The 24,060-nt window shown below is 74.1% G+C and carries 21 protein-coding genes; 9 read left to right on the plus strand and 12 right to left on the minus strand.

The features are described 5' to 3' along the window. Nucleotides 1–79: 79 nt before the first annotated feature. Both C892_RS0106835 and C892_RS0106840 read right to left on the minus strand, forming a co-directional pair. On the minus strand, nt 80–1,873 hold the full coding sequence (locus C892_RS0106835; protein WP_017556616.1) for an ABC transporter transmembrane domain-containing protein: 1,794 nt from the start codon (nt 1,871–1,873) through the stop codon (nt 80–82). Next, the gene (locus tag C892_RS0106840) at nt 1,870–3,714 is read right to left on the minus strand and encodes an ABC transporter ATP-binding protein (protein ID WP_017556617.1); all 1,845 of its coding nucleotides are present in this window, start codon (nt 3,712–3,714) and stop codon (nt 1,870–1,872) included. The genes C892_RS0106835 and C892_RS0106840 overlap by 4 nt, the downstream gene beginning before the upstream one ends. A 78-nt stretch (nt 3,715–3,792) precedes the next feature. Here C892_RS0106840 and C892_RS0106845 point away from each other — a divergent pair, with 78 nt between their 5' ends. The 4 genes from C892_RS0106845 to C892_RS0106860 all read left to right on the plus strand — a co-directional run bounded on the left by C892_RS0106845 (nt 3,793) and on the right by C892_RS0106860 (nt 8,201). After that, nucleotides 3,793–4,479: a TetR/AcrR family transcriptional regulator gene (locus C892_RS0106845; RefSeq protein ID WP_017556618.1), complete on the plus strand. Its 687-nt coding sequence runs from the start codon at nt 3,793–3,795 to the stop codon at nt 4,477–4,479. A 42-nt stretch (nt 4,480–4,521) separates the two neighbouring features. After that, complete coding sequence (locus C892_RS0106850) at nt 4,522–5,424, plus strand: TIGR03619 family F420-dependent LLM class oxidoreductase (protein WP_017556619.1); 903 nt, start codon at nt 4,522–4,524, stop codon at nt 5,422–5,424. 484 nt (nt 5,425–5,908) lie between these two features. Beyond that, the gene (locus C892_RS0106855) at nt 5,909–6,988 is read left to right on the plus strand and encodes a DUF2786 domain-containing protein (protein WP_017556620.1); all 1,080 of its coding nucleotides are present in this window, start codon (nt 5,909–5,911) and stop codon (nt 6,986–6,988) included. 154 nt (nt 6,989–7,142) lie between these two features. Then, complete coding sequence (locus C892_RS0106860; RefSeq protein ID WP_017556621.1) at nt 7,143–8,201, plus strand: DUF2293 domain-containing protein; 1,059 nt, start codon at nt 7,143–7,145, stop codon at nt 8,199–8,201. A gap of 90 nt (nt 8,202–8,291) precedes the next feature. Here the strand turns inward: C892_RS0106860 and C892_RS0106865 are convergent, their stop codons facing one another. The 3 genes from C892_RS0106865 to C892_RS0106875 form a co-directional block, all read right to left on the minus strand. Further along, nucleotides 8,292–8,687, minus strand: a complete 396-nt coding sequence (locus tag C892_RS0106865; RefSeq protein WP_017556622.1) for a RidA family protein — start codon at nt 8,685–8,687, stop codon at nt 8,292–8,294. Nucleotides 8,688–8,858: 171 nt separating this feature from the next. Then, nucleotides 8,859–9,332, minus strand: coding sequence for an RrF2 family transcriptional regulator (locus C892_RS0106870; protein WP_017556623.1), 474 nt, complete (start codon nt 9,330–9,332; stop codon nt 8,859–8,861). Between the two features lie 124 nt (nt 9,333–9,456). Continuing rightward, nucleotides 9,457–10,584, minus strand: a complete 1,128-nt coding sequence (locus C892_RS0106875) for a Clp protease/crotonase-like domain-containing protein (RefSeq protein WP_017556624.1) — start codon at nt 10,582–10,584, stop codon at nt 9,457–9,459. A 196-nt stretch (nt 10,585–10,780) separates the two neighbouring features. Here C892_RS0106875 and C892_RS0106880 point away from each other — a divergent pair, with 196 nt between their 5' ends. Beyond that, nucleotides 10,781–12,052, plus strand: coding sequence for an alpha/beta hydrolase family protein (locus C892_RS0106880; RefSeq protein WP_051060489.1), 1,272 nt, complete (start codon nt 10,781–10,783; stop codon nt 12,050–12,052). A 21-nt stretch (nt 12,053–12,073) separates the two neighbouring features. Here the strand turns inward: C892_RS0106880 and C892_RS0106885 are convergent, their stop codons facing one another. Both C892_RS0106885 and C892_RS0106890 read right to left on the minus strand, forming a co-directional pair. Next, nucleotides 12,074–13,936, minus strand: a complete 1,863-nt coding sequence (locus C892_RS0106885) for a tetratricopeptide repeat protein (protein WP_026124187.1) — start codon at nt 13,934–13,936, stop codon at nt 12,074–12,076. A gap of 108 nt (nt 13,937–14,044) precedes the next feature. Then, entirely contained in the window at nt 14,045–14,830 is a 786-nt protein-coding gene (locus C892_RS0106890; RefSeq protein ID WP_239647289.1) for a hypothetical protein, read from the minus strand. Nucleotides 14,831–15,012: 182 nt separating this feature from the next. Here C892_RS0106890 and C892_RS0106895 point away from each other — a divergent pair, with 182 nt between their 5' ends. After that, on the plus strand, nt 15,013–15,429 hold the full coding sequence (locus C892_RS0106895; protein ID WP_017556627.1) for a DUF6578 domain-containing protein: 417 nt from the start codon (nt 15,013–15,015) through the stop codon (nt 15,427–15,429). Between the two features lie 49 nt (nt 15,430–15,478). Here the strand turns inward: C892_RS0106895 and C892_RS0106900 are convergent, their stop codons facing one another. The 3 genes from C892_RS0106900 to C892_RS0106910 form a co-directional block, all read right to left on the minus strand. After that, a complete protein-coding gene (locus tag C892_RS0106900; protein ID WP_017540130.1) occupies nt 15,479–15,892 on the minus strand; it encodes a RidA family protein in 414 nt (137 codons plus the stop codon). 124 nt (nt 15,893–16,016) lie between these two features. Next, nucleotides 16,017–16,772 carry an IclR family transcriptional regulator gene (locus tag C892_RS0106905; RefSeq protein WP_026124188.1) on the minus strand — a complete coding sequence of 252 codons (756 nt, stop codon included), beginning with the start codon at nt 16,770–16,772 and terminating at the stop codon, nt 16,017–16,019. Further along, nucleotides 16,769–17,881 (minus strand): sugar kinase, encoded by a 1,113-nt coding sequence (locus C892_RS0106910; protein ID WP_017556629.1) that lies wholly within the window; start codon nt 17,879–17,881, stop codon nt 16,769–16,771. The genes C892_RS0106905 and C892_RS0106910 overlap by 4 nt, the downstream gene beginning before the upstream one ends. Before the next feature lie 164 nt (nt 17,882–18,045). On the opposite strand from C892_RS0106910, the gene C892_RS0106915 reads away from it, so the two are divergent. From C892_RS0106915 to C892_RS0106925, 3 genes are all read left to right on the plus strand, one after another. Next, on the plus strand, nt 18,046–19,350 hold the full coding sequence (locus C892_RS0106915; RefSeq protein ID WP_017556630.1) for a type III PLP-dependent enzyme domain-containing protein: 1,305 nt from the start codon (nt 18,046–18,048) through the stop codon (nt 19,348–19,350). A gap of 9 nt (nt 19,351–19,359) precedes the next feature. Beyond that, nucleotides 19,360–20,955: an N-acyl-D-amino-acid deacylase family protein gene (locus C892_RS0106920; RefSeq protein WP_017556631.1), complete on the plus strand. Its 1,596-nt coding sequence runs from the start codon at nt 19,360–19,362 to the stop codon at nt 20,953–20,955. Between the two features lie 147 nt (nt 20,956–21,102). Further along, nucleotides 21,103–22,521 carry an HD domain-containing protein gene (locus tag C892_RS0106925; protein WP_275041814.1) on the plus strand — a complete coding sequence of 473 codons (1,419 nt, stop codon included), beginning with the start codon at nt 21,103–21,105 and terminating at the stop codon, nt 22,519–22,521. Nucleotides 22,522–22,532: 11 nt separating this feature from the next. Here the strand turns inward: C892_RS0106925 and C892_RS0106930 are convergent, their stop codons facing one another. After that, complete coding sequence (locus C892_RS0106930) at nt 22,533–23,276, minus strand: MBL fold metallo-hydrolase (protein WP_017556633.1); 744 nt, start codon at nt 23,274–23,276, stop codon at nt 22,533–22,535. A gap of 172 nt (nt 23,277–23,448) precedes the next feature. After that, entirely contained in the window at nt 23,449–24,057 is a 609-nt protein-coding gene (locus tag C892_RS0106935) for a hypothetical protein (RefSeq protein WP_017556634.1), read from the minus strand. Nucleotides 24,058–24,060: the final 3 nt, after the last annotated feature.

Here is a 24,060-nt window from a genome sequence, read left to right on the forward strand (position 1 = left end):
CCGCCTGTGGACGGGGCGGAGGACCGGGGACCTCTGGGGCTCGGACCCGGTGTGCAGGGCCGGGCCCGAGCCGGCGGGATCAGGCCGCGGCCGCCGCGAACTGGGCGCGGTGCAGGCGTGCGTAGGCGCCGTCCGCCTTGAGCAGCTCCTTGTGCGAGCCCTGTTCGATGATCCGCCCCTCCTCCATCACGAGGATGACGTCGGCGTCGCGGATCGTGGACAGCCGGTGGGCGATGACGAAGCTCGTCCGTCCCTGCCGCAGGGTGGCCATGCCCTGCTGGACCAGCATCTCGGTCCGCGTGTCCACCGAGCTGGTCGCCTCGTCGAGCACCAGGATCGACGGTTCGACCAGGAAGGCGCGGGCGATGGTGATCAGCTGCCGCTCGCCGGCGCTGAGACCGTCGCCCTCATCGTCGACCACCGTGTCGTAGCCGTCGGGCAGCGTGCGGATGAGGTGGTCGGCCTGGACCGCGCGCGCGGCGTCGACGACCTCCTCGCGCGTGGCGTCCGGCCGTCCGTAGGCGATGTTCTCGGCGATCGTGCCCCCGAACAGCCAGGTGTCCTGCAGCACCATCCCGATGCGCCGGCGGAGGGCGTCCCGTGCCATGGACGCGATGTCCGCGCCGTCCACGGTGATCGTGCCCGAGCGCAGCTCGTAGAAGCGGAGCAGGAGGTTCACCAGGGTCGTCTTCCCCGCGCCGGTGGGGCCGACGATCGCCACGGTGGTCCCGGGCTCCACGGTCAGCGACAGGTCTTCGATCAAAGGCTCGTCCTCTTTGTAACGGAACGAAGCTCCATCGAAGGCGACCCGGCCGGCGGTGGGCGACGCCTCAGGCCGGACCGGTCGGGCCGCGTCGGGCTCCAGCTCCTCGGCGTCGAGCAGCCCGAACACGCGCTCGGCCGAGGCGACCGCCGACTGGATCTGTCCGGCCGTGGACGCCAGGGTCGTGATCGGCTGGTTGAACTGCATGACGTACTGGATGAACGCCTGGATCTCGCCGATGGTGAGAGCGCCCGAGGCCACCCGCAGGCCTCCGATGACGGCGACGAGGACGTAGGCGATGTTGCCCAGGAACGTGGTCGCCGGCGCCATCAGCCCCGAGACGAACTGCGCCTTGACCGCGGAGGTGTACAGCTCCGTGTTGTGCTCGTGGAACTCACGGGCCGACTCCTCATGGCGGCCGAACGCGGTGACCAGCTCGTGCCCGGTGAAGGTCTCCTCGATGTGGCCGTTGAGGCGGCCGGTGGCCGCCCACTGGCGTTTGAAGTGCGGCTGGGCGCGGCCACCCACCCAGCGCACCGCCCACAGCGTCACCGGAACCGTCGCCAGGACCACCGCTGTCAGCAGCGGGGACAGCACCAGCATCATGGTCACCGACCCGACGAGCCCGAGCGTCGATCCCAAAAAGCGCGTCATGATGCCCTGCGCCGTCTGGGACAGGTTGTCGATGTCGTTGGTGACCCGGGACAGCACCTCCCCGCGGGTCCGGGTGTCGAAGTAGGACAGGGGGAGCCGCGCCAGCTTGGTCTCGGCCTCCTCCCGGAGCCTGAAGGCCGCGCGCTGGGTGACCGCCGTCGTCGCCCGCCCCAGGAGGACCTGGCACAGGCCTGCCACGAGCGCCATCGTGCCGACCGCGCCGAGGATCCACCAGGCGGTCGCGGCCGAGGGGGCCTCCCCGCGGGCGAAGGCGAGGAAGGCGTCGGTCGCCTTCCCCAACAGCATGGGGGTCGCGGTGCTCAGCACGGACACGGCCAGGACCAAGGTGAGGACGCCGATGACCGGTCGGCGTTCGCGGCCCAGGCGGGCGAGGAGCCGCCGCGCCGTGGCCGAGAAGTCGGCGGGGCGCTGTCCGGGCGCCTGCTGCATGGTCACACGGCCTCCTCGGTGACGAGCTGGGAGTCGACGATCTCGGCGTAGGTGGCGCTCGCGGACACCAGCTCCTCGTGGGTGCCCACCGCCTCCACGCGGCCGGCGTCGAGCACGACGATGCGGTCCGCGTCGCGGATGGTAGAGACCCGCTGGGCGACGATGAGGCGTGCGGCCTGGCCGAGGTGCGCGTCGAGGGCGGAGCGCACGGCGGCGTCGGTCGCGGTGTCCAGCGCCGAGAACGCGTCGTCGAACAGGTAGATGCGCGGGCGCGCGACCAGCGCGCGGGCGATGGCCAGCCGCTGGCGCTGGCCGCCGGAGACGGTGGTGCCGCCCTGTCCGACGACGGTGTCCAGGCCGTCGGGGAACCCCCGTACGAAGTCGGCGGCCTGGGCGGTCTCCAGCGCCTGCCAGAGCCGGGCGTCGTCGGCGCGGGGGTCGCCGTAGCGCAGGTTCGAGGCGATCGTCCCGGAGAACAGGTGGGCGCGCTGGGGGACCAGGCCGACGGCGCCGGCGAGGGCGCGGCGGTCCATGTCGCGCACGTCGGTGCCGTCGATGAGCACCGACCCCGCGTCGGGGGCCAGGAGCCGGGCCGCCAGCCTGACGAGGGTCGTCTTGCCCGAGCCGGTGGAGCCGACGACCGCCGTCGTCTCGCCGGGCCGGGCCCACAGGTCGACGCCGTGCAGCACCGGCTGCTCGGCCCCGGGGTAGGAGAAGACGACGCCGCGGAGGTCCAGCCGGCCCGGGCGGGGCCCCGGTGCGGCCCCGACGCCTTCCGCGGTCCTGTCGGTCCTGTCGGTCCTGTCAGACCTGCCAGACCTGTCGGGCCGTGTGGGCGCGACCGGCCGCACGGGGTCGGCGATGGCCGGCTCGGCGGCCAGGACCTCCCGGATCCGACCGGCCGCGACGCGGGCGCGCGGGGCCAGGATGAACACCGTCATCGCCATCATCACCGCGACGAGGATCTGGGCGAGGTAGTTCAGGAAGGCGATGAGCGCGCCGACCTGCATCTCGCCCTCGACGACGCGCGGCCCGCCCAGGGCGACGACCGCGACCGAGGCCAGCGTCGCCACGGTCATCGCCGACGCCCCGAAGTAGGCCTGGAGGCGGCCCAGCCTCTGGGCGACCTCCATCAGGTCGGTATTGGCCCGCATGAAGCGCTCGTGCTCGCGCCGTTCGCGGACGAAGGCGCGGATCACCCGGATGCCGGTGATCTGCTCGCGCAGCACCCGGTTGACCTCGTCGATGCGGCCCTGCATGAGCTGCGAGGGCGCCGTCATCGCGGCGATGACCAGGCCGACCGCGACCACCAGGACGGGGACGGCCACCAGCAGGACGCCGGTCAGGGCGACGTCCTGGCGCAGCGCCATGACGATCCCGCCGACGCCCATCAGGGGAGCGGAGACCAGCAGGGTCAGCAGCGTGAACAGCAGGAGCTGGATCTGCTGCACGTCGTTGGTGGTGCGGGTGATCAGGGAGGGCGCGCCGAAGCGGCCGAACTCCTCGGCGGAGAAGCGCTGGACGTGCGCGAAGAGCGCGGCGCGCAGGTCCCTGCCCAGGGCCATGGACACGCGCGATCCGAGGTAGACGGCCGCGGTGGCGGCGGTGACCTGCACCAGCGTCACCGCCAGCATGGCGCCGCCCAGCCGCAGGACGGTACCGGTGTCGCCCGAGGCGACCCCGCGGTCGATGATCGCGGCGTTGAGCGCGGGCAGGAGCAGCATCCCCAGGGCCTGGACCAGCTGGAGAACGAGCAGGAGGGCGATCGGCACGGCGTAGGGCCCGAGGCGGCCCCGCAGGAGGGGGACCAGCGCCGGGGGCGAGGCCGTGCTGGAGCGGTTCGGCATGGGCCCGAGCCTAGCCGAGAGGGTACTCCGGGTGTAATTTTTTATTCGGTTGAATCTTCGCCTTGGTAGAGTGCCGTTGTGGACGAGCCCCTCACCCTGCGCGAACGCAAGAAGCGAGCGACCCGCACCGCCCTCGGCCTCGCCGCTCTGGACCTCTTCGAGGAGCGGGGGTTCGACGGCGTGTCCGTGGCCGAGGTCGCCGACCGGGTCGAGGTCTCCAAGAAGACCGTGTTCAACTACTTCGAGGTCAAGGAGGACCTCATCCTCGGCTTCGGGGCGCACCACATCGACGAGCCGGCCGAGGCCGTCCGCAACCGCGGGCCGGGCCTCACGCCGCTGGACGCGATGCGGGACTACGTGATGACCGCCCTGGAAGAGCGCCAGCCCTTCCTCGGCATGAGCGACGCCCCCGTGGCGATGCGCGTTCAGGAGCTGATCAGAAGGACGCCCGCGCTCCAGGCGCGGCACATGCAGTACATGGAGATGACGCGCGCACGTCTGGCGGAGGCCCTCATGGAGGAGAAGGGGTCCCGCCTGTCGGCGCGCCTGGTGGCCGCACAGCTCCATGCGGCCCAGCAGGTCCTCGCCGCCGAGAACGCCCGGCGGCTCCTGGAAGGGGAGTCGCCCGACGACATCTACCCCGACGCGGTGGCCAACGCCCGCCACGCCTTCGACTGGCTGGAACGGGGGTTCGGGGACCTGCTGCGCCGCCCGGTCGAAAAAGGTGCGTCACGGCATGCGGAACGCAGCGGGGACAGGGCGTAGCGTGGCGCCGACGCCACTTACCCCCTCATCGGAGGACCCTGTATGAAACTCGGCTTCTCCCTTCCGCAGTTCGGTGCGGCGGCGCACCGGCCCCAGGACATCGCGCGGTTCGCCCGGCAGGCAGAGGAGATGGGCGCCGACAGCCTCTGGGTCGGCGACCGTCTCCTCGCCGCGGTGGACCCCCTGGTCGGATACGGCGGCGGCGACACCATTCCCCGGCAGTTCCGAGCCGCGCTCGACCCTTTCACCGTCCTCACCGCCGCGGCGGGCGCCACCGAGCGCGCGCTGCTGGGCACCAACGTCATCAACGCTCCCTGGTACCCGCCGGCGCTGCTCGCCCGCTCCTTCGCCGGGATCGACCTGCTGAGCGGCGGGCGGCTGCTCCCCGGGCTGGGCACCGGCTGGTCGCCCGAGGAGTACGAGGCCGTGGGCGTGCCGATGGCCGAGCGCGGACGCCGACTGGACGAGACCCTCGACGTGCTCGACGCGTTCTGGTCCGACGGGACCGTCGCCCACAGCGGCCCGCACTGGTCGGTGGCGCACAGCCACGTCGAGGTGAAGCCGGCCCAGCGCCCCCGTCCGCCCATCTACCTGGGCGGCTTCGCCCCCGCCGCTTTGGAGCGCGTGGGACGGCGGGCCGACGGCTTCCTCCCGATCACCACCGTCCCCGGAGGTCCCGACCTCGGCCGGGCCGTGGACCGCCCGCTGGCCGCGGTCCGCGAGGCGGCCGAGCGCCACGGGCGCGACCCGAACGCGCTGGACGTGGTCCTGCGCATCAACCCCGACCCCGAGGCCCGGGTGGAGGACATCGCCACCACCGTGCTGGAGGCCGGGCGCGAACACGGAGTGGGCCACGCCTTCGTCGACCTGATGTACCTCGCCGAGGACGTCGACCGGACGCTCGACCTGGCCGAGCGGATCCTGGAGAAGGTGCGCGGACGCTGACGGCAGTGGAAATCCCCCCCCGGCAAAGGCTGGGGCGGGGGATCGCCGGTCCGTGCCGCACAGGTGAGAAAGGTGGGAATGGCGCGCCAGAGGAAACTCGGGCGTGACGCGCTTCACCTTTCTTTCGAGTGCGTGTCCACACTGGGATTTCGCGCCTTCGGACAGGTGGAATCGCTCTTGTGGGTGCTGGCACGGGTCGATAGCTTCCGGAAGTGTCGTTTCCCTTCAGGGGGACAACCGGTCCCGCCCCTAGGCGCGAGGGGGCGGGACCATCCCGTCTGCGCTGGCAGAATGGACGGGTGGCCGCCTCGGGGGAAGAAGTACGTCCATGACCAATGCCGGGCAAGGCGAGCAGGTAGATGCGCAGAAGGCCTCAGAGCTGATCGGTTCCGCGGTGCAGGGTGTGCACGGCGGTGACGAGGCGGCCGTCGATGCCGCGGTGGCGCAATTGGCGGAGTCCTCGAGTCCTGGATGGAAACGGGCCGTGGACCAGGCCCTGCTCGGACTTCTCACCGCCACCGTCGCCCATGCGTGGCGGCTGTACTGGCAGCCGGCCGAGCTGGTCCGCCACGCCCGTCGTGTCCAAGGCGAGGACGCCGGGCGGATGTGCGCCGAGGCGGTCCTCGCAGAGCACCAGGGGCATGCGCCGGACGCGCTCGATCCGCGCTGGCGGGAACAGGTCCGGGTGCTCGGGCAGGACCGGCCCGACCGGGGCGGCGCGTTCACCCTGGACCACCGGCCGATCCGCTTCGAGGCCGTCGAGCTCGCCGTGCACCTGGGCGCGCTCCTGGAGAGCCTGCCGCCGCTGCAGCGCCTGTGCCCCCGCCCCGGTGAGGCCGCGGCCCAGGATCCGGGCCCGACCGGGTCGCCCAAGCTCGACCGGGTGCGCGCGCTCCTGGCCAAAGCCGAGTCGACGGACTTCCCCGACGAGGCCGAGGCCCTCACCGCGCGGGCCCAGGCCATCATGGCCCGGCACAGCATCGATGAGGCGCTCCTGGCGCCGGGCCGGGCCCCGTCGGAGGCGGTCGGTATCCGGCTCCCCGTCGACGCCCCTTACGACGACCACAAGGCCGCGCTGTTCAACGTGGTCGCCGAGGCCAACCACTGCCGGGCCGTGTGGCACCAGGAGCTCGGGCTGTGCACGGTCGTCGGCCGCCCCGCCGATGTGGAGGGGGTCGAGCTGCTGGCGACGTCCCTGCTCGCGCAGGCGTCCTCGGCCATGGTCGCCACCGGCCGCAAGCGCGACCGGGCGGGGCGCGGGAACCGGAAGGCGTTCCGGGCCTCGTTCTGGGCGGCCTTCGCCGACCGCATCGGCGAGCGCCTGGAGCGCAGCGCCCAGGAGGCGGAGCGGGAGGCCGCCGCCGAGCACGCCGCGCAGGGGCGCGACCTGGTGCCGCTGTTCGCCGAGCGCAAGCGCGAGGTGGACGCCGCCGTGGACCGCATGTTCGAGGAGCTGACCTATTCGAGGGTCCGCGGGCCGGCCGACATCGAGGGCTGGCACGCCGGGCGTGCCGCGGCCGACAGCGCCGCCCTGCGCGCCCGCGAGCGGGTCTCCGACGGATGACCCGCAGGTGCCGGGGGACCGAGCGGCCGAGGGGCGAGGGCGAGGGGACGAATCGCCGCCTGACCCTGTGTACGTCCCGCGGTCGCCCCTGGTTCACCCGTCACGCGTACTAGGGTTGTCCGGTCGTCGGTGAGGAGAGAAGGGCGGGACGGGCGTGGGACCGGCTGATCTGGACACCGCACTCGGGCGCAGGGTGGCCGGTGCCGCGGACGCCGCGGTCTCCCGGCGCGGGGCCGTGTCCGTGCTCGACGTGTTCGCCTCCCTGGGGTGGGTGACCGACAAGGCGGTCGACCGGTGGCGCCGCGAGCAGGTCCCGGCGCTCCAGCACGTGGCCCAGGCCCCGCCGGAGAAGCTGCGCACGGCCGTCGCCCTTCTGGAGGCATGGGCGCGGGGCCGGGGCATGGAGTGCCAAGAGGGCGGCTACCTTGCCGCCGCCCGCGGACAGCGGCCCCTGCGGTTCATCGAGGGCGCGGACGGCGCCGAGGAACGGGCGTTCCGCGCGCACTGGGTCGCGGCCGAGGCCACCGCGGCCCAGCGCAGGCGGGAGGAGAACCGCCGCACCAAGGTCCCCGACCTGGTCGTCGGGGAGGCCGTGGGCGCATGGGAGTGCGCGGACTGCGGGGCCGAGAGCCAGGCCCTGCGGTTCATGGAGGGTGCGGCCGCGCACTGCCTGGAGTGCGCGGACATGGACCACCTCGTCTTCCTCCCGTCCGGCGACGCGGCGCTCACCCGCCGGGCCAAGAAGGAGAGCGGGCTCTCGGCGGTGGTCGTGCGCTGGATCCGGTCCCGCCGCAAGTTCCGGCGCATCGGCCTGCTGGTGGAGGAGTCGGCCCTTGAAGCGGCGGAGCGCCAGTGCCTCGCCGACGAGGACGCCCGCGCGCTCCGGAGGGAGCGCGACGCCGAGCGCAGGGCGCTGCAGGACGTCGACTTCCAGAAGCGCTTCGCGGCGGAGATCCTGGACCGCTTCCCGCGCTGCCCCCGCGACCGCGCCGAGCGCATCGCCCTGCACACGGGGGCGCGGGGGAGCGGCCGCGTGGGGCGTTCGGAGGCCGGACGCGACCTCGACCCCGGGGCCGTGCGCCGCGCCGTGGTCGCCTCGGTCCGTCATGAGGACACCCCCTACGACGACCTCCTGATGAGCGGGGTCCCCCGCGAAGAGGCCCGCGCGCGCATCGCCTCCCAGATCGATCGCGTCCTGGAGTCGTGGGCCTGAGGGCCCCGCTCATCGGCCCGGGGCAGCGCCCGGGGGACGGCAGGCGGCCCCCGGGCGGCGAATGGTCTTCCCGGGGGCGCCCGCGGGGTGTCAGCCGCGCACGGCCAAGGCGTCGATCTCGAAGAGCATCCCGGGAAGCGCGAGGGAGGCCACGCCCAGCAGGGTCTGCGGGGGCGGCCGGTCACCCCAGATCCCTGTGATGTGGCGGGCGAGGGTCTCCAGCCTCTCGGGTGAGTGGTCGACGATGTAGGTGTTCAGCTTGATGACGTGCGAGTGGTCGACGCCTGCAGCCCGCAGTGCCGTGCCGAGGTTGGCCAGGGCCAGCTCGACCTGGGCCGCGAAGTCCTCGGCGGCCACGCCTCCCTGGGCGTCCGAGGCGTACTGGCCGGCGATGGCGACCACTTCGCCGCGGGCGGTCGCCACGTGGCTGTAGCCGAAGCGCGTCGGGGCGTGCAGTCCGTCGGGGTTGGTGATGGCGATGGTCATCCGGGGTCCCTTCCGTTCGTTCTTTATCTGGATGTCGAATATCCAGGATTACTGTCCAAGGAAGGCCCCTCCTTTAGAGGGGCCGCCGGCGTCGCTGGAGTGCCGTCAGCGCTGTCAGCGCTGTCAGCGCTGTCAGCGCTGTCAGCGCCGTAGTGCCGGGTGCGCTGGTGCTCAGGCCGCCAAGTGCCTGCGCGCATGGGCCGGGACGTCAGGGGCGGTCCGTTCGACCTGTTCCTTGACATCGGCCAGTGTCTGTGCGGCCAGCTCCTTTCTCCAGGCCAGTTCGGCCCTGCGCATGGACTGGTCGATGAGGCAGGGCCCCCGGAGGGAGGAGGGGGATGCGTCGGGGGTGCGCTTGCGGATCTCGGCGCACCGGAAGGCGTCCTCGGGGCCCTCGATCGCCGCTACGACGTCCATGAGGGTGATCTGCTCCGGCCGCCGGGCCAGACGGAACCCGCCGCCCGGGCCCGGGGTGGAGAAGACGAGGCCCGCGCGCGCGAGCGCCTGGAGCTGCTTGTTCATATAGGCGGCCGGCAGGTCGTAGTACGCGGCGAGCCGCGTCGCGGTCACGGCCTTCTCCGGCCCCGTCCACGCCAGGTTGAGGCAGCTGTGCAGGGCCCACTCCACGCCTTCCGCCATCCGCATGGAACTGGATGCTAGATGTCCAGAATCGCATCGGCAAGGGGAAAGGGGGCGGCGCGCGGTGGCCGCACCCGGCCCCCGAACCCTCGCCCCACCTCGTGCCGTACCCCTTGCTCTACCTCCTGCGCTACCTCGTGAAGGGGGTCCGCCATCTCCGGCGCGGCCGGGGCTCCGGGTCCTCCTGGGGCGGCCGCATCCAAGGGCCGCTCTCGGCGCAGACCACGGAGGCGAGCCCCGAGGCCTCGGCGATGTCGGCGGCGCGAAGCGGGGCGGGGTCGTCTTCGGGGACGTAGGCCAGCTCCTCCGGGGAGCCGACGATCCGGGCCCCGCAGGCGCGCAGGTCGTCGAGGTCCTCGGCGCTCCACCGGGCCACCTGTTCTCGGAAGCGGGGAGGGACCGCGGGTCGGGGGCCCCGTTCCTCCCGCTCCCGGAACGCTTCGACGATCCGGTCCCGCAGGAGCGCCCCCTCCTCGTGCGTCCACCCCCTGGCGGACAGGTTGGCGTTGAGCGCCCGCAGGACCTCCACCTCAGGGCCGGTCACTCCGCCGTGCACCGTCGTGCCCTCGGAGGGGGCGGGGAGCCGCTCGGCCTCCTCGGAGAGACCGCAGGCCTCCATGAACCGGCGCCACAGGCTGCCCGACCCCGACCCCGGATTGCAGACGACGGCGACGTCGTCGGCGCCCACCAGAGAGGCCCAGCGCTCAGCGAGCCGACCGAGGCCGAAGGCGCGCCACATGTGGGCGTCGAGTTCCTTCTCGATCTCCTCCCATCCCCGAGCGCGCTGGCCGGCCAGGCTCTCGATGAAGCGGGGGAAGCCCGCCGAGCGGCCGTTGCGCACATGCTGCTGCCACGACGAGGGGAGCAGGCGACCGAGGCTCCGGGCGGTGACCACCACCCGGACCTCGTCGGCCTCAAGCTCGTCGATCACCCGCTGCCCCGCGTCGGACCGCAGCACCGACAGGGCCTCGGCCGAGACCACGGCCGTCCCGGGGCATGCGCGCACGCGGTCGCGCAGGCGGATCCACCACTGCTCCTCCGCGGCAGCCCTGCGCGCGCCGACCCACGGGTACTCGCCGCCGAGAAGGCCGTAGGTGGCCGCCTCATGGGCGTTGACCCGCACGGGGCCTTGGTCGTCCGGCAACGGGTAGACCACCCCCAGCTCCTCAAGGGCGGCCGCGCGTTCCTCCAGCATCCGCTGCAGGTAGGTGGTGCCGGACTTCTGGACGCCGATGTGAAGGACGAGGCGCTGCGCCAAGGCCGGTCACTCCTGTCGGGGCGTGTGGCGTGCGGGGGTCGGCGCAGAACCTACCGGCGGCCAAGGGACGCGCAGGCGAACGCCGGGCGAATTCCCCGGACCCAAGGGGAGGGGGAGACGGGGAGGGGAGACACCACGGGCGGGAGTGGTGTCAGCGTCATCGGAGGGGGCCGTGCCCCCGGTTTAGCGTCAGGCCATGCATCGAACCCCCGAGCACCCCCGGTACCGGGCCTTGGTCGCCGCCGCGGCGGGCGCGGCCGTCGTCCTCACCGCGGTCGCCCCGCCCGCACACGCGGCCCCCTCCGCCCCGGACGAGATCACCTACGAGCTGCCCGCGCCCACCGGGCCCTACGACGTCGGCACCGCCGACCTCCGCTTGGTCGACGACGAGCGCACCACCCCGTGGACCGACGACGAGCGGGAGCTGGCGGTGAGCGTCTGGTACCCCGCCAAGCCGCGATGGTGGGACGAGCCCGCGACGCATGTGGACCAGGACGTCGGCGACCTGTTCACCGAGTACCAGACCGGGCAGCGCTTCGAGGGCGTCGACGGGGAGGGCGCCCCGGTGTCGGCCTTCACCGGGGCCCGTGCGGACCGGAGCGCGGGCCCCCTCCCGGTACTCCTCTACTCGCCGGGCGCGGCGGTCCCCCGGGGCTTCGGGACGTCGATCGTGGCGGACCTGGCCTCGCACGGCTATGCGGTGGTGACCGTCGACCACACGGGCGAGGCGCCGGTCCGGTTCCCCGACGGGCGCCTCGACGACGGGGAGCGCCACTGGGAGGACGAGCCGGACGTCATCCCCACCCTCCTGGAGACACGCCTGGCCGATACCCGGTTCGTCCTGGACACCGTTGAGGAGGCGTCGGAGAAGGGATGGCGCGACGCCGACGGGCGCAGGCTGCCCAAGGGGCTCGCCAAGGCCCTCGACCCCTCGGCCGCCGGCATGTTCGGCATGTCGCTGGGCGGGGCGACCAGCCTGCACGCGATGTACGCCGACGACCGCATCGACGCCGCCGCGGACCTCGACGGGAGCGTGGAGTTCACCGGGGACGAGGACTTCCCGGAGCGCTTCCCGGCCGCGCGGGAGGGGCTGGACCGGCCCTTCCTGTTCATGGGCGGGAGCATGGAGCGCGACGGCGGCCTGACGCCGAACACGCACCGCACCTTCGACGACTGGGGCCGGATGTGGGACAACTCCACCGGCTGGAAGCGGGACGTGAACCTCCCTGAGGCGCGGCACTTCTCCTTCACCGACTTCCAGGCCGTCCTGCCGCAGGTCCAGGACGGACTGGGGATGAGCGACGAGCAGGCGGAAGGCGCGATCGGCACCGCGGAGGACCCGTTGCGGCTGCACTCCTCCCAGCGGGCCTACGTCCAGGCCTTCTTCGACCGCCATCTGAGGGGCGAGCCGCAGCCCATCTTGGAGGCCGACTCCCCAGAGCACCCCGACGCGCGCCTCATCTTCTGAGCGGACCCGCTGCGGGACCGTTCAGTGCTCCCTCTCCTGCGCGGTGCCCCTGGTGTCCCCGGCGTCCCCGTCCTCTCCGGTGGCGTCGGGGCCGTCGGAGTCGTCGCGCAGGGCCTCCTCGGCCAGGCGGAGGACCTCCGGGTCCATGTCGGGGACGGCACGCACCAGGTGGGCGAAGGAGTCGAGGACGGTCACCGCCCGGGTGCGGGCCGCCTCCATGGCGAGCAGGAACCGCCACGCCACCAGGCCGGCGACGTCCTTCCGGGCCTCCGGGCGTACCCAGGCCGTGGCGGCCATCGACAGCAGGGCCGCCTCGGCGGCCCAGTCCTCCGGGCCGAAGGCCAGGTCGATCAGGGCGGAGCGGCGCTCGGAGCCCTCCCAGGGCTGGTCGGCGCGGTGGTGGGCGATGCCCAGGCAGGCCCAGGCCTGCACCCGGCGGATCCAGGCCGGCCATACGCCCGCGGCCACGTTGGGCGGCGCCGGCGGGTGCGCCATCACGCCCAGCAGGTCCTCCAGCGGCAGCGCCGACAGCCGTACCGCGTCGTCGTAGGCGGCGGGCAGGTGCCGCCACGGGTAGGAGGCGAGCGTGCGCAGCGCCTCCTGGGCCTGATCGGACGGCGGCCCCACCGCGGGCTCGGCCGTGGTCCCGCGGTAGCGCCAGAGCCGCCGCTCGACGGCCCGGACCGGGCCGCGGTCGGCGACCTCGGGCACGGTGAGGCGCGGGTCGGGTTCGGGTACCGCGCCCACCTCGACCGTGCAGCCGGGCGCGGCCAGGCGCAGCGCCAGGAGCGCGCTGGGCGGCTCCGGGGCGGAGACGGTGAGCGCGAGCCGGGAGCCCTCCGGGGCGCCCCCCTGCTCCTGCAGCCGGTGGAGCACGTCGACGACGGCCTCGGTGGGAGGCGGGATCGGACCCAGCCAGTGGCGGGACTGCGAGCTCTGGGTCAGCACCCGGTCGGGGTGGTCGCCGCCGGGCCGTTCGCGCAGGTGGTCGGCGAGTGCGACCAGGTGCTCCAGCCGCCCGTCGAGCGAGAACCGCATGCCGCAGGCGGTGGGGAAGGCCGTGGGGTCCTGCGGGTCCTGCTCGAGCGCGCGCTCGACCCAGGCGAGGCCGTCGCGCGGCCGGCCCGCGGTGGCCAGGAGCTCACCGATGTCGGTGTGCAGGGCCAGGTTGCCCGGGTCGAACTGCAGGGCCCGCAGCCAGGCCCTCTCGGCCTCCTCCCAGCGCTTCTCGGCGCGGAAGGCGTAGCCGGCGGCCATGGCCGCGTGGAAGGAGGGTTCGACCGCCTCGGCCCGCAGGGCGAGCGCGACGGCGTCCCCGGCCCTGCCGCAGCGGCGCAGCAGCATCGAGGCCGCCCAGAGGAGCTGCGGCTCCTCGGGGCGGGCCTCCAGGCACAGGTCGACCAGGGCGAGGTAGGGGCGCAGCGCCGACAGCACCTGCTCGCCGACGGGGTCGCCGAGCGCGCCGGCCAGGCGCAGCAGGCTGTTGCGCACCAGCTCGGGCTCCAGCCGCTCGGCCGTCCGGCGCTCGTACATCCACGCGGCGTCGGCCCAGGCCCCGTCGGGGCGGTGGCACTGGGCCGTCACCAGCAGCGGGAGCGCCTGGTCGGGGTGGTCGAGCACGGCGAAGGTGTGCGCCCGGGCCACCACGTCGCCCAGGTAGGCGGGCTGGTCGACGGGGTAGAGGCCGGGCCCGCCGTCGGGGTGGACGGCGAGCCGCGCCAGCAGTTCGTGGACTTCGGGCAGCCGCGGGTCGAAGGCGAGCGCACGGGCGACGTGGCCGGCGGCGTGCCGCAGGTCCCCGCCCTCCAGCGCGAGCCGCGCCATGCTCAGCTCGCCCTCGGCCTCAAGCCTCGGATCAGCGGTCCCCTCGTGGCCCTCGGCCATGTTCCCTCCCGCACAGTGCGCGGAAAGCCTCTGAGACGAGGCCCCCTAATGCCGGAGACACTGCCACAAACCGGTGACGCCGGGCTAATCCCTGTGCGTTTCGACCGGTCAGGGGGCGGGAGGGAGCAGCGACGCCAGGTCAGCGCGCGCGAAGCGCCCGAACCGTCCGGGCGCGAGGCCGGCCCGCTCGGCGGCGACCTCGAACCGGCCCACCGACCATCCGGCCTCACGGGCCGCCTCCTCGGGGGCCAGGCTGTCGGCCAGCCAGGCCTCCCGCTCGGAGACGACCGCGCGGACCGCCTCGCGGGGCAGGGCCTCCAGGGCGCCGCGCCCGAACATGGGGTGGCCGCGGAACTCGCCCACCGGGGCGAGGAGACCGCGGTCGTGCAGGTCGAGGACGTCGTCCCGGCGCACGTCCAGCCCGGTGCGCTCGGCCAGGACCTCCGCGGCCCGCACCGACCCGTGCCCGGGATGGTCGCCGATCTCGGCGCGCAGCACGGTGACGCGCTTGAGCAGCGCCTGCGCGGTCGGCCGCGACCACTTGCCGTCCTCGGTGTCGGGCGCGGGGAGCAGGCCGCGCTCGGCGGCGCGCTCGACCTGCCAGCGCTCCAGGCCGAGGAAGCGCGCGAGCTGTACGGGGCCGAAGGGGCGGCCCTTGTTGGCCCGCTCCTGCGGGTCCTCGGGCGGAGGGGCGGGCGCGGTGCGTTCGGCCAGTTCGGCCTCGATCTCCTCGACGCGGTCGGGAAGGGTCTTGGCCAGGGACTCCGACCAGTAGGTCCCGCGGATGTCGGGCGGCGGGACCAGGGCGAGCATGCAGGCGCGCTGGAAGTCGCCGTAGCGCATGCCCAGCCACTTGGAGAGCTGCATGGGACCGAATTCCCGTTCGGCTGCCATGGTTCGGCTCCTCTCATGGGGGCGGGCCACAAAGCTAGGCCGGAGGAGCCGCCGCCGGGGGCGCCGTTCACCGGGCTGTGGACGACCGCCTGCGGGCGGGAGCGGGGCCGGGGCGGTGAGCGTCGAACGTGCCGTGGACGGGGAGGGGAGGGCAGAGGAGCCGGCGGGGAAGGAGTGGACCGATGCGCACGGGCACCGCGAAGGGGACCGCGGTGGTGTGGGTGGAGAGTCTGCGGTTGCAGTGCTGCGGGGACCCGTTCTCGGTGGGGGCGCAGGTCGAGTGGTACCTGCTTCCCGCCGAGCCCGGGGACCGCGCCTGGCTGGGCGAGATCCTGGACCGGCGCACGCTGGCGGGGATCACCCATCGGCAGGAGCACCACGCCGGCAGCCAAGAGCCGGAGGCGGTGGCGGGGACGGTCAGGAGGATCCGCGTCGTCCGCTGCCGCTATGCGGAGGTGCGCGGGAGCGCCCCGAGGGCCCTGCGCCCCGTGCCCGAGAGCACGGAGCTGGCCGAGGCCTCCCACGTGCACGGCTGGGAGTCCTCGGCCGAAGGGGCGCAGGTGGTCGGCTACCTGGTCGACCTGGAGACGCCCGACTGACGGCGGCGCCCGCGCCGGGGGTTCCGGCGCGGGCGCCCCCGGGGGGGGATCAGCCCAGGACCGCGAGCGCGTCGACTTCGACCAGCAGGCCCTTGGGCAGCCCCACATAGACGGTGGTGCGGGCGGCCGGGGCCTCCTGCAGGCCGGCGAAGAACTCGTCGTAGATCCGGTTGAACTCGGGGAAGTGCGCGGTGTCGGTCAGGTACACCCGCACCATCATCACGTCCTCCCAGGAGGCCCCGCCCTCCTTGAGGATCGCCTCGACGTTGGCGAAGGTCTGCAGCGTCTGCTCGCGCAGCCCCGGCCCGACCGGCTCGGGCGCCTTGCCCTCCTGGGCCGGGCCGAACCCGACCTGCCCGGCGACCTGCAGGATGTTGCCCTTGCGGACGCCGTGGGAGAACCGGGCGGGCGGGGTGGTGTGGGTGGCGGGGGTCAGGGCGGTCTTGGGCGTGGACGCGCTCATGCGTTCGGCCTCCTGGTGTCGGTGCGGTTCGGTCGGTGCAGTCGGTTCGGTCGGTGCAGTCGGTGCAGTCGGTACGGAGTGCGGCCGGTTCGGGGCGGTCGGGTCGGTTCGGGCGGTGCGCGGGTCAGCCCCCGCCGGGGGCGCGTCCGCAGTAGTCGGCGCTGACCGCCTCGGCGGTGCGCCGCACCTGGGGGAGGAGCGCCACCAGGGCGTCGGCGCCCACGACCACGTTGGGCGCGGACAGCGACATGGCCGCCGCGACGCGCCCGTCGGGGCCCCGGACGGGCGCGGCGACGCAGTTGATGGACTCCTCGTGTCCCCCCAGGTCGGTGGCCCACCCCTGCTCGCGCACCCGGGCGAGCTCGGCCAGGAAGGCCTGCGCGTCGGGGGTGGACCGGGGCGTGTAGGCGGGGTAGTCGAGCCGCTCGGCCAGCGCGCGGCGCTCGTCCGGGGGCAGGTCGGCCAGGAGCAGCTTGGCCACGGCGGCCACGGTGATGGCGACCGGTCTGCCGATCCGGGAGTACATCCGCACCGGGTAGCGGCTGTCGACCTTGTCGATGTAGACGACCTCGCCCTCCTCGTACACAGCCAGGTGCACGGTGTGGCCGGTCTCCTCGTTGAGGGCGACCAGGTGCGGGTGGGCGATCTCGCGGACGTCCAGCCCCTCCATGGCCTCCTGGGCCAGGGAGAACAGCCGCGCGCCCAGCCGGTAGCGCTGGTCGGGGCGGCGGTGGACCAGCCCGTGTTCGCACAGCGGCCGGAGCAGCCTCAGGGCCGTCGACTTGTGCACCCCCAGGCGCCGGGCGACCTGGTCAAGGGTGGCCGGCCCTTCGGCCAGCAGGGGCAGGACGCTCAGCGCGCGGTCGACGGTCTGGCTCATGGTGCGGCGGCCCTCTCTGCGCACGGTCGGGCCCCCTCGGTCCAACCGGGGGCGAGACGCAGTGTGCCCCAGGCGTCGTCGGAGAGCCCCGCCAGGGTGTCGGCGTGCCGCCGGGACGGGGGTGCCGCGAGGTCGCCGGGAACGGTGAGGGCGGCCGCGGCGGTGAGGTGGCCGTGGCGCAGCCGGGCCGCAAGCTCCAGCCCGCGCAGGGAGGCCGAGAGGAACCCGGCCGCGAACGCGTCCCCGGCGCCCACGGGGGTGACGACCTCCACGGAGGGCGCTGGGGAGAAGACGCCGGTCGGCGCGTCGCCGGTGAAGGCCGTCGCGCCCGCGGGGCCCTGCTTGACGACGAGCGCCGCGGGTTCGGGCAGGGCCGAGCGGATCGCCCGCGGGCCGCCGGTGATGCCCCAGGCCGCCTCGGCCTCGTCCTCGCCGACGAAGACGAGGTCGCAGCCGCGGGCCAGCTCCAGCAGGACGTCGGGGGTGTCCGGCGCTTCGCGCCACAGTCCGATGCGGAGGTTCACGTCGAACGAGACCAGGGGCCGCCCTGGGCGCGGGGCGGTGAGCGCGCGCATCAGGGCCAGGCAGTCCTCGGACAGGGCGGGGGTGATGCCGGTCAGGTGCAGGACGCGTCCGGCGTCGGTGTCGGCGGTGTCGGTGTTCTGGGGTGATATGGCCGAGGCGGCCGACCCGCTCCTGTAGTAGAGGACCTCGGCCTGCCGTGCGCCGGAGGCGCCGGGGACACTCGGGACACTGGGGGCGATCCCGGTGGGGCGTTCGCCTCCGGTCCTGAAGTAGACGCCGGTGCGGCGCTCCGGGTCGCGTGTCACCGCGGAGGTGTCCACGCCGTAGGAGGAAACGGCCTGGACCAAATAGTCGCCGAAGCCGTCGGCGCCGACGCGGCTCACCCAGCGTGCGCTGTGGCCGGCCCCGGCGAGGGTGCAGGCGACGTTCGATTCGGCCCCGCCGAGCGCGCGCTCGAAGGAGGGGACTTCCGCGAGTCCTCCCGGCCGGGAGGGCAGGAAGGTCACCATGGACTCGCCGAGGCAGACCGCGTCGAAGCGCGGGTCCGTCGCAGGCGAGGCGGAGGCAGCCGTGAGGGGGTGCATGGGCGAGCCGCTCCTCGTCCACCGGCGGGGCCGGGATCGTCAGGTCGCACGGGCGGGCGGTCCCAGGGGCGCCGTTGACCGCCGTTCCCCCGGATGGTAGACAGCCAGATGCGCTACGCGCAACGCCCATTGCACATGTTGCAACGCATGACCCGGGAGCCGCGATGACCCCCTCGCCCCAGCACCGACTCAGCGGCCTGGACCGCCTGGCCGACGAGGTCGTCGACTTCCGGTTCAAAGGGCTCCCCCCGGACGCGGACGGCAGGAGGGCCGGTGAACTCGCGGCCGAGAAGCGCAACCTGTTCACCGGCGGTTTCACCACCCCGGTCCTGGCGCTGTCGGCCGAGCGCACCGAGCACAACCTCGCGCTCATGGAGGAGTACACCCGGCGCCACGGGCTGGCGTTCGCCCCGCACGGCAAGACCTCCATGGCCCCGCAGCTGTTCGACCGCCAGCTGCAGCACGGCGCCTGGGGCATCACCCTGGCCGTCCCGCACCAGGTCCGCGTCGCGCGGGCCTTCGGCGTCCGGCGCGTCTTCCTCGCCAACGAGCTCACCGACCCGGCCGCGCTGCGCTGGCTCGCCGCCGAGCTCGACGCCGACCCCGGCTTCGTCTTCGCCTGCTACGCGGACTCGGTGCGCGGGGTGGAGCTGATGGACCGGGCCCTGCGCGAGGCGGGCGCCCGCCGCCCGGTGGACGTGGTGGTGGAACTGGGCGCCGGCGGGGGCGCCCGCACCGGGGCGCGCGGTGCGGCCGCGTGCGCCGAGGTCGCCGACGCCGTCGGTGCCGCGCCGGCGCTGCGCCTGGTCGGGGTGGCCGGGTACGAGGGCGAGGTGCCCGGTGCCGACCGCGAGCGGGTCGCCGCCTGGCTGCGCCGGCTGACCGCGCTGGCCGCCGACTTCGACCGGGCCGGCCGCTTCGCCGGCCTGGGGCCCGACGAGCCGGTCCTGGTGACCGCCGGGGGCAGCGCCTGGTTCGACGCCGTCGCCGAGGTCTTCGCCGAGCTGGAGGGGCTGAGCCGGCCGGTGCTCAAGCTGCTGCGCTCGGGCGCCTACGTCTCCCACGACGACGGCCTCTACCGTGAGCGCACCCCCTTCAACCGGATCCCCGAGGAGGGCGCGCTGGAGGCGGCCTTCACCCTGTGGGCGCAGGTGGTCTCCCGTCCCGAGCCCGGCCAGGCCTTCCTCAATGCCGGGCGCCGCGACGCCGCCTACGACCAGCACCTGCCCCGGCCCCGCCTGGTGCGCCCGTCCGACGGCGGACCGGTGCGCGCGGCCGAGGGGATCGAGGTGACCTCCCTGTCCGACCAGCACGCCTGGGTGAGCGTGGCCGAGGGCGTGGAGCTGGAGGTCGGCGACTGGGTGGGGATGGGCCTGTCCCACCCCTGCACCATCTTCGACAAGTGGCCGATGGTGCCCATGGTCCGCGAGGACGGGACCGTCACCGACCTGATCCGCACGTTCTTCTAGGGGGCCGCCATGGACCTGGTCATCAGAGGCGCTCGGGTCGCCGACGGCAGCGGCGCCGCCTCCTTCACCGCCGACGTGGGCATCAGCGAGGGGCGGATCGCCGAGATCCGCCGCCGGAGCGGCGACGCCCCCCTCAGCGGCGCGCGCGCACTGGACGCCGACGGTCTCGTGCTGGCGCCCGGCTTCATCGACATGCATGCCCACTCCGACCTGGCCCTGCTGCGCGATCCCGACCACTCGGCCAAGGCGGCCCAAGGGGTCACGCTGGAGGTCCTCGGGCAGGACGGACTGAGCTACGCCCCTGTGGACGAGCGCACCCTGCGGCAGGTGCGCAGCGCGATCACGGGCTGGAACGGCGACGGATCCGACATCGACTTCGACTGGCGGTCCGTGGGCGGGTACCTGGACCGCCTCGACCGGCAGGGCATCGCGGTCAACGCCGCCTACCTGGTGCCGCAGGGGAACGTCCGCATGCTCGTCATGGGGTGGGAGGACCGCGAGCCGACACCGCAGGAGCTCGACCGGATGCGCCGCCTGGTCGCCGAGGGGATGGACCAGGGCGCCGTCGGCATGTCGTCCGGACTGACCTACACACCCGGCATGTACGCATCGCGGGGCGAGCTCACCGAGCTGTGCAAGGTCGTCGCCGAGTACGGCGGCTACTACTGCCCCCACCACCGCTCCTACGGAGCCGGAGCGCTGGAGGCCTACGACGAGATGGTCGGCCTGTCCCGGGAGGCCGGGTGCGCCCTGCACCTGGCCCACGCCACCATGAACTTCGCGCCCAACAAGGGGCGCGCTCAGGAGCTGCTGGACCTGCTCGACCGCGCGCTCCGGGACGGCGCCGACATCACCCTGGACACCTATCCCTACACGCCCGGGAGCACGACCCTGGCGGCGATGCTGCCCAGCTGGGCGAGTGAGGGCGGACCGGAGGCGGTCCTGGCGCGCCTGGCCGACCCGGACCGGACGGCGCGCATCCGCCACGTGATGGAGGTGGACGGCTCCGACGGCTGCCACGGCGTGCCGATCGAGTGGGACACCATCGAGATCTCCGGGGTGTCCGACCCGGCGCTGGCCCCCTACGTGGGCAGGACGATCGCCGAATCGGCGGCCGAGCGCGGGGAGGAGCCCTTCACCACCGCGCACCGGCTGCTGGTGGAGGACCGGCTCGGGTCCACGATCCTCCAGCACGTCGGGCACGAGGAGAACGTGCGGGCGGTCATGGGCCACCGGGTGCACACCGGGGGCAGCGACGGGATCCTCCAGGGCGACAAGCCGCACCCGCGCGCCTACGGCACTTTCCCGCGCTACCTCGGGCACTACGCGCGCGATGAGGGGGTGCTGTCGCTGGAGGAGTGCGTCGCCCACCTGACCTCGCGCCCGGCGGCCCGGCTCGGCCTGGCCGACCGGGGGCTGGTGCGCGAGGGGTACCGGGCCGACCTGGTCCTGTTCGACCCGCGGACCGTGGCGGCCGGGTCCACCTTCGAGCGGCCCCGGGCCCTGCCCGAGGGGATCCCGCACGTGCTGATCGACGGCGCGTTCGTGGTGCGGGACGGCGTCCGCACCGGCGTCCTCGCGGGCCGGGCGGTGCGCCGCGGCTGACCCGCCCGGCCCCGTGGCCGGATCCGGCCACGGTCCGGAACGCGGCGTCGGGGCCGTTTCCGGGGCGCGGACGCCCGTCCCGGTGCGCGATCGGCGCGAACCGGTCACCCGGCCGTGGTTGGCTTCCCCTGCGAGGAGGTGGTGCATTTGTGGCATGCGCCCCCGAACGGGGAAAAAGGTGCGGATGCAATTCCGGAAAACCGCCTGTCCGAATCCGGGCGGCCCCTCGCCGCGCACATGGTCGCGGCGATGGACGCGGCCGACGCGCTCTGGGACGGCCGCCTCTCCCCGGCCTTTCGCGACGGACTCGCCGAGGGCATCGGCGCGGCGGCCGGCGGCGCGGGCGGCCACGACGCCGCCCGGGCGCTGTTCCGCTGGCTGGCGGCCCTGTCCGGCCTGGGGCGCTGCACGCCCGGCTACCAGGCCCTGTGCGGCGCCCGCTTCTCCGGGGGCGGCGCCGCACCGGTGCCCATCGGCCCCCGCCTCGCCCGGCACGACCGCGCAACGTCGCTCCTGACGGCCTGGTTCCTCAGACAGGAAGGGTGGACGAGTGAAGCGGCGGAGTGGGCCGGATATGCCGCCGGAGGGTGGAAAGCCGATTCCGCGTACGCCTCTGAGCACGCCTCTGAGCACGCCTCTGAGTACGCCTCTGACCCCGGGGTGGATTCGCGGGCCGAATTGGGCGGTGAAGGATGGCGCTCCGTCCAATGGGAGCTCTTTCAGAGCATGACCAGTGCGGCGGGGGTCCCGCTGGAAATGCTCGCCCGACACGTTCCTCCTGTCGGCGTGCAGCTCGCCTGTTCCGGGGCCGTCATCCTCGCCGACCGGCTCGCCGCTCAGGAGGAGCCGCCCACAGTATTCGGCGCCTCCCCGGGTCCCCCGTCGTACACGCCGCGTCCGGACGCCCGCGCGGATCGGTCCCCGGTCCGGGCCGCGGCCCTGGAGGCCGCGTTCGAGGCCGAGTCCCCGTTCTTGATGGTGGTCGACCTGCCCGCGGACGAGGGCGCCGCAACGGCCTCTAAGACCGCCAAGACCGCCAAGGCCTCCGTGCCTTCGGACGCCCTCGCGGGCTCTGAGGTGTCCGAGGGCATCGATGCGGCCTTCGCGGCCGCAGAGGTCATGGCGGCGAAGTTCGGACTCGACGGCTTCTTCTATGCCCTGCCCACCCGCACGGCCCTGGAAGCCGCGGTCGATCGCGCTTTAAGGGAGCACCCGGGGAGTCTGAAGGGGGTGGGCACCCTCGACCAGCTCAGGCTGGACCAGGCCGACACCGGCGACCCCCGCGCGATGCTCCGCCAGCTGACCCTGGTGACCCGGGCGGTGATCATCGACGCGACCGCCGTGCCCCGCGGACCGCGGTCGGTGCCCTGGGGCGTCCCACCGGTCCTGGGATGGCTCGGACGCAACCGCGTCCCGGCGGTCCTCATGGTGGCCGGCCTGCCCGAGGGGGCGAGGGGCGCGCTCTTCGCCGCCTACACCGGCGACGGGCGGGTGCGCCCCAGGAGGGCCGCCCCCTCGCCGGTATTCTGGGCGCCGGCGTCACAGGGCGGGGCGCGTGCCGCCTGAGCGCCGCACGGTCACGGGAGCGGCACCGTCAGCCCGGGGCGGGCGACGGTCGTCGGGCCCTGGAACCCCTTCGCCGCGGCCCTCTCCGCCTCGATCGCGGGCGTCCCCGGCCACAGATGGGTGAGGATGAGGCGGGCCGCGCCGGCCTGGGCCGCGTACCGGCCGGCGAGCTCCGCGGACAGCAGGTAGGGCGCTTCGAGGACCGGTACGCGGTCGATGAAGGTCGCCTCGCACAGCAGGAGGTCGGCCCCTGCGGCGAGCTCGCCGATGTGCGGGCTCGGCCCGGTATCGCCGGTGTAGGCCAGGACCGTCCCCGAGGCGGTCAGCCGCATCCCGGCGTTGGGGACGTGGTGCGGCAGCCGCCGGGTCTCGGCCAGGAAGGGGCCGACGGTGAAGTGCTCCCCGGGCTCGAACGCGCGCAGGTCGTAGGCGGTGTCCACGGCGGTTCCGCGGTCCAGCGCGAGGACGGCGTCGACCGCGCCGTGCGGGGCGTGCACGGCCAGCGGCGGCGCGGGCGGGTCGGCGTAGGCACGGGCCCGCAGCAGCGGGGCGAGGTCGGCGCAGTGGTCGGGGTGGCCGTGGCTGACCAGGACGGCGTCGACGCCGCCGGGCGGGACGTGCCCCAGCAGCCGCGGAAGGACCGCGAACCCGGGGTCGATGAGCAGGCGGAACCCGGCGTGCACGAGCAGGTACCCGCTGCAGGCCTGGGCGGCCGTCGGCCAGGCACCGCACCCGCCCAGAACCGTGAGCCTCATGCACCGCGACCCTATCCCGCCCGCGGGTCCGCGGCCACGGCCACGGACCGGGGCGGCGCGTCGGGCACCGGGCCCTCGACGGCGCAGCACCGGGGGACGCAGTACCGGCGGCGCAGCGCCCGACGGCCCCGACGGTCCGGACGGCCCCGTCGGCCCGCACGGCCCCGCCGGTTCAGCCCTCGATCACGGCCAGGCGCGCCAACTCCGGGTGGTGGAGCAGGTGGCCCGGACCGTGGGCCAGGTAGGACACGGCCACCGACAGCCACGGCACGGCCGGGCCCTGCCAGCGCAGCGGCTCGGTGTCGTTGAACAGCTGCACCAGGGCCCATTGGTCGAGCACCGGGTTGACCTGCATGTTCCCCGCGTGCCACCAGGAGAGCCACCGGGTGCCGTCGATGAGGGCCAGCAGGCGCCGACTGGTCACATAGACGGTGACGCGCTGGAACTCCCGCCACTGGGGCGCGGCCATGGCCTGGGCGCGGGAGCGCGCCGAGGCGTTCCCGATGGCCTGCGCCGTGAGCCCGGCGGCGACGAACAGCGGCGAGCCGAAGTAGAGGCCGTTGGACTGCTGATAGGTCACGTCCATGGCGTAGAAGCGCGAGTAGTCGGCCACCACCTCGGCGTGGGGCACCTCCCCGGGCTCCAGGCGGACCGGGACGAACGGCAGCTCCGGCAGCTCCATTCCGGACAGCAGGGCCTCACGCAGGTCGACGCCGCTCTCCCAGCCGGTCTGCCACATGTCCGACGCCTGCCGCCCCTGCGGCGCGTAGGGATCGCTCACCGG

It is taken from the genome of Nocardiopsis baichengensis YIM 90130, from assembly GCF_000341205.1.
In the GTDB taxonomy this organism is placed as follows: Bacteria; Actinomycetota; Actinomycetes; order Streptosporangiales; family Streptosporangiaceae; genus Nocardiopsis_A; species Nocardiopsis_A halophila.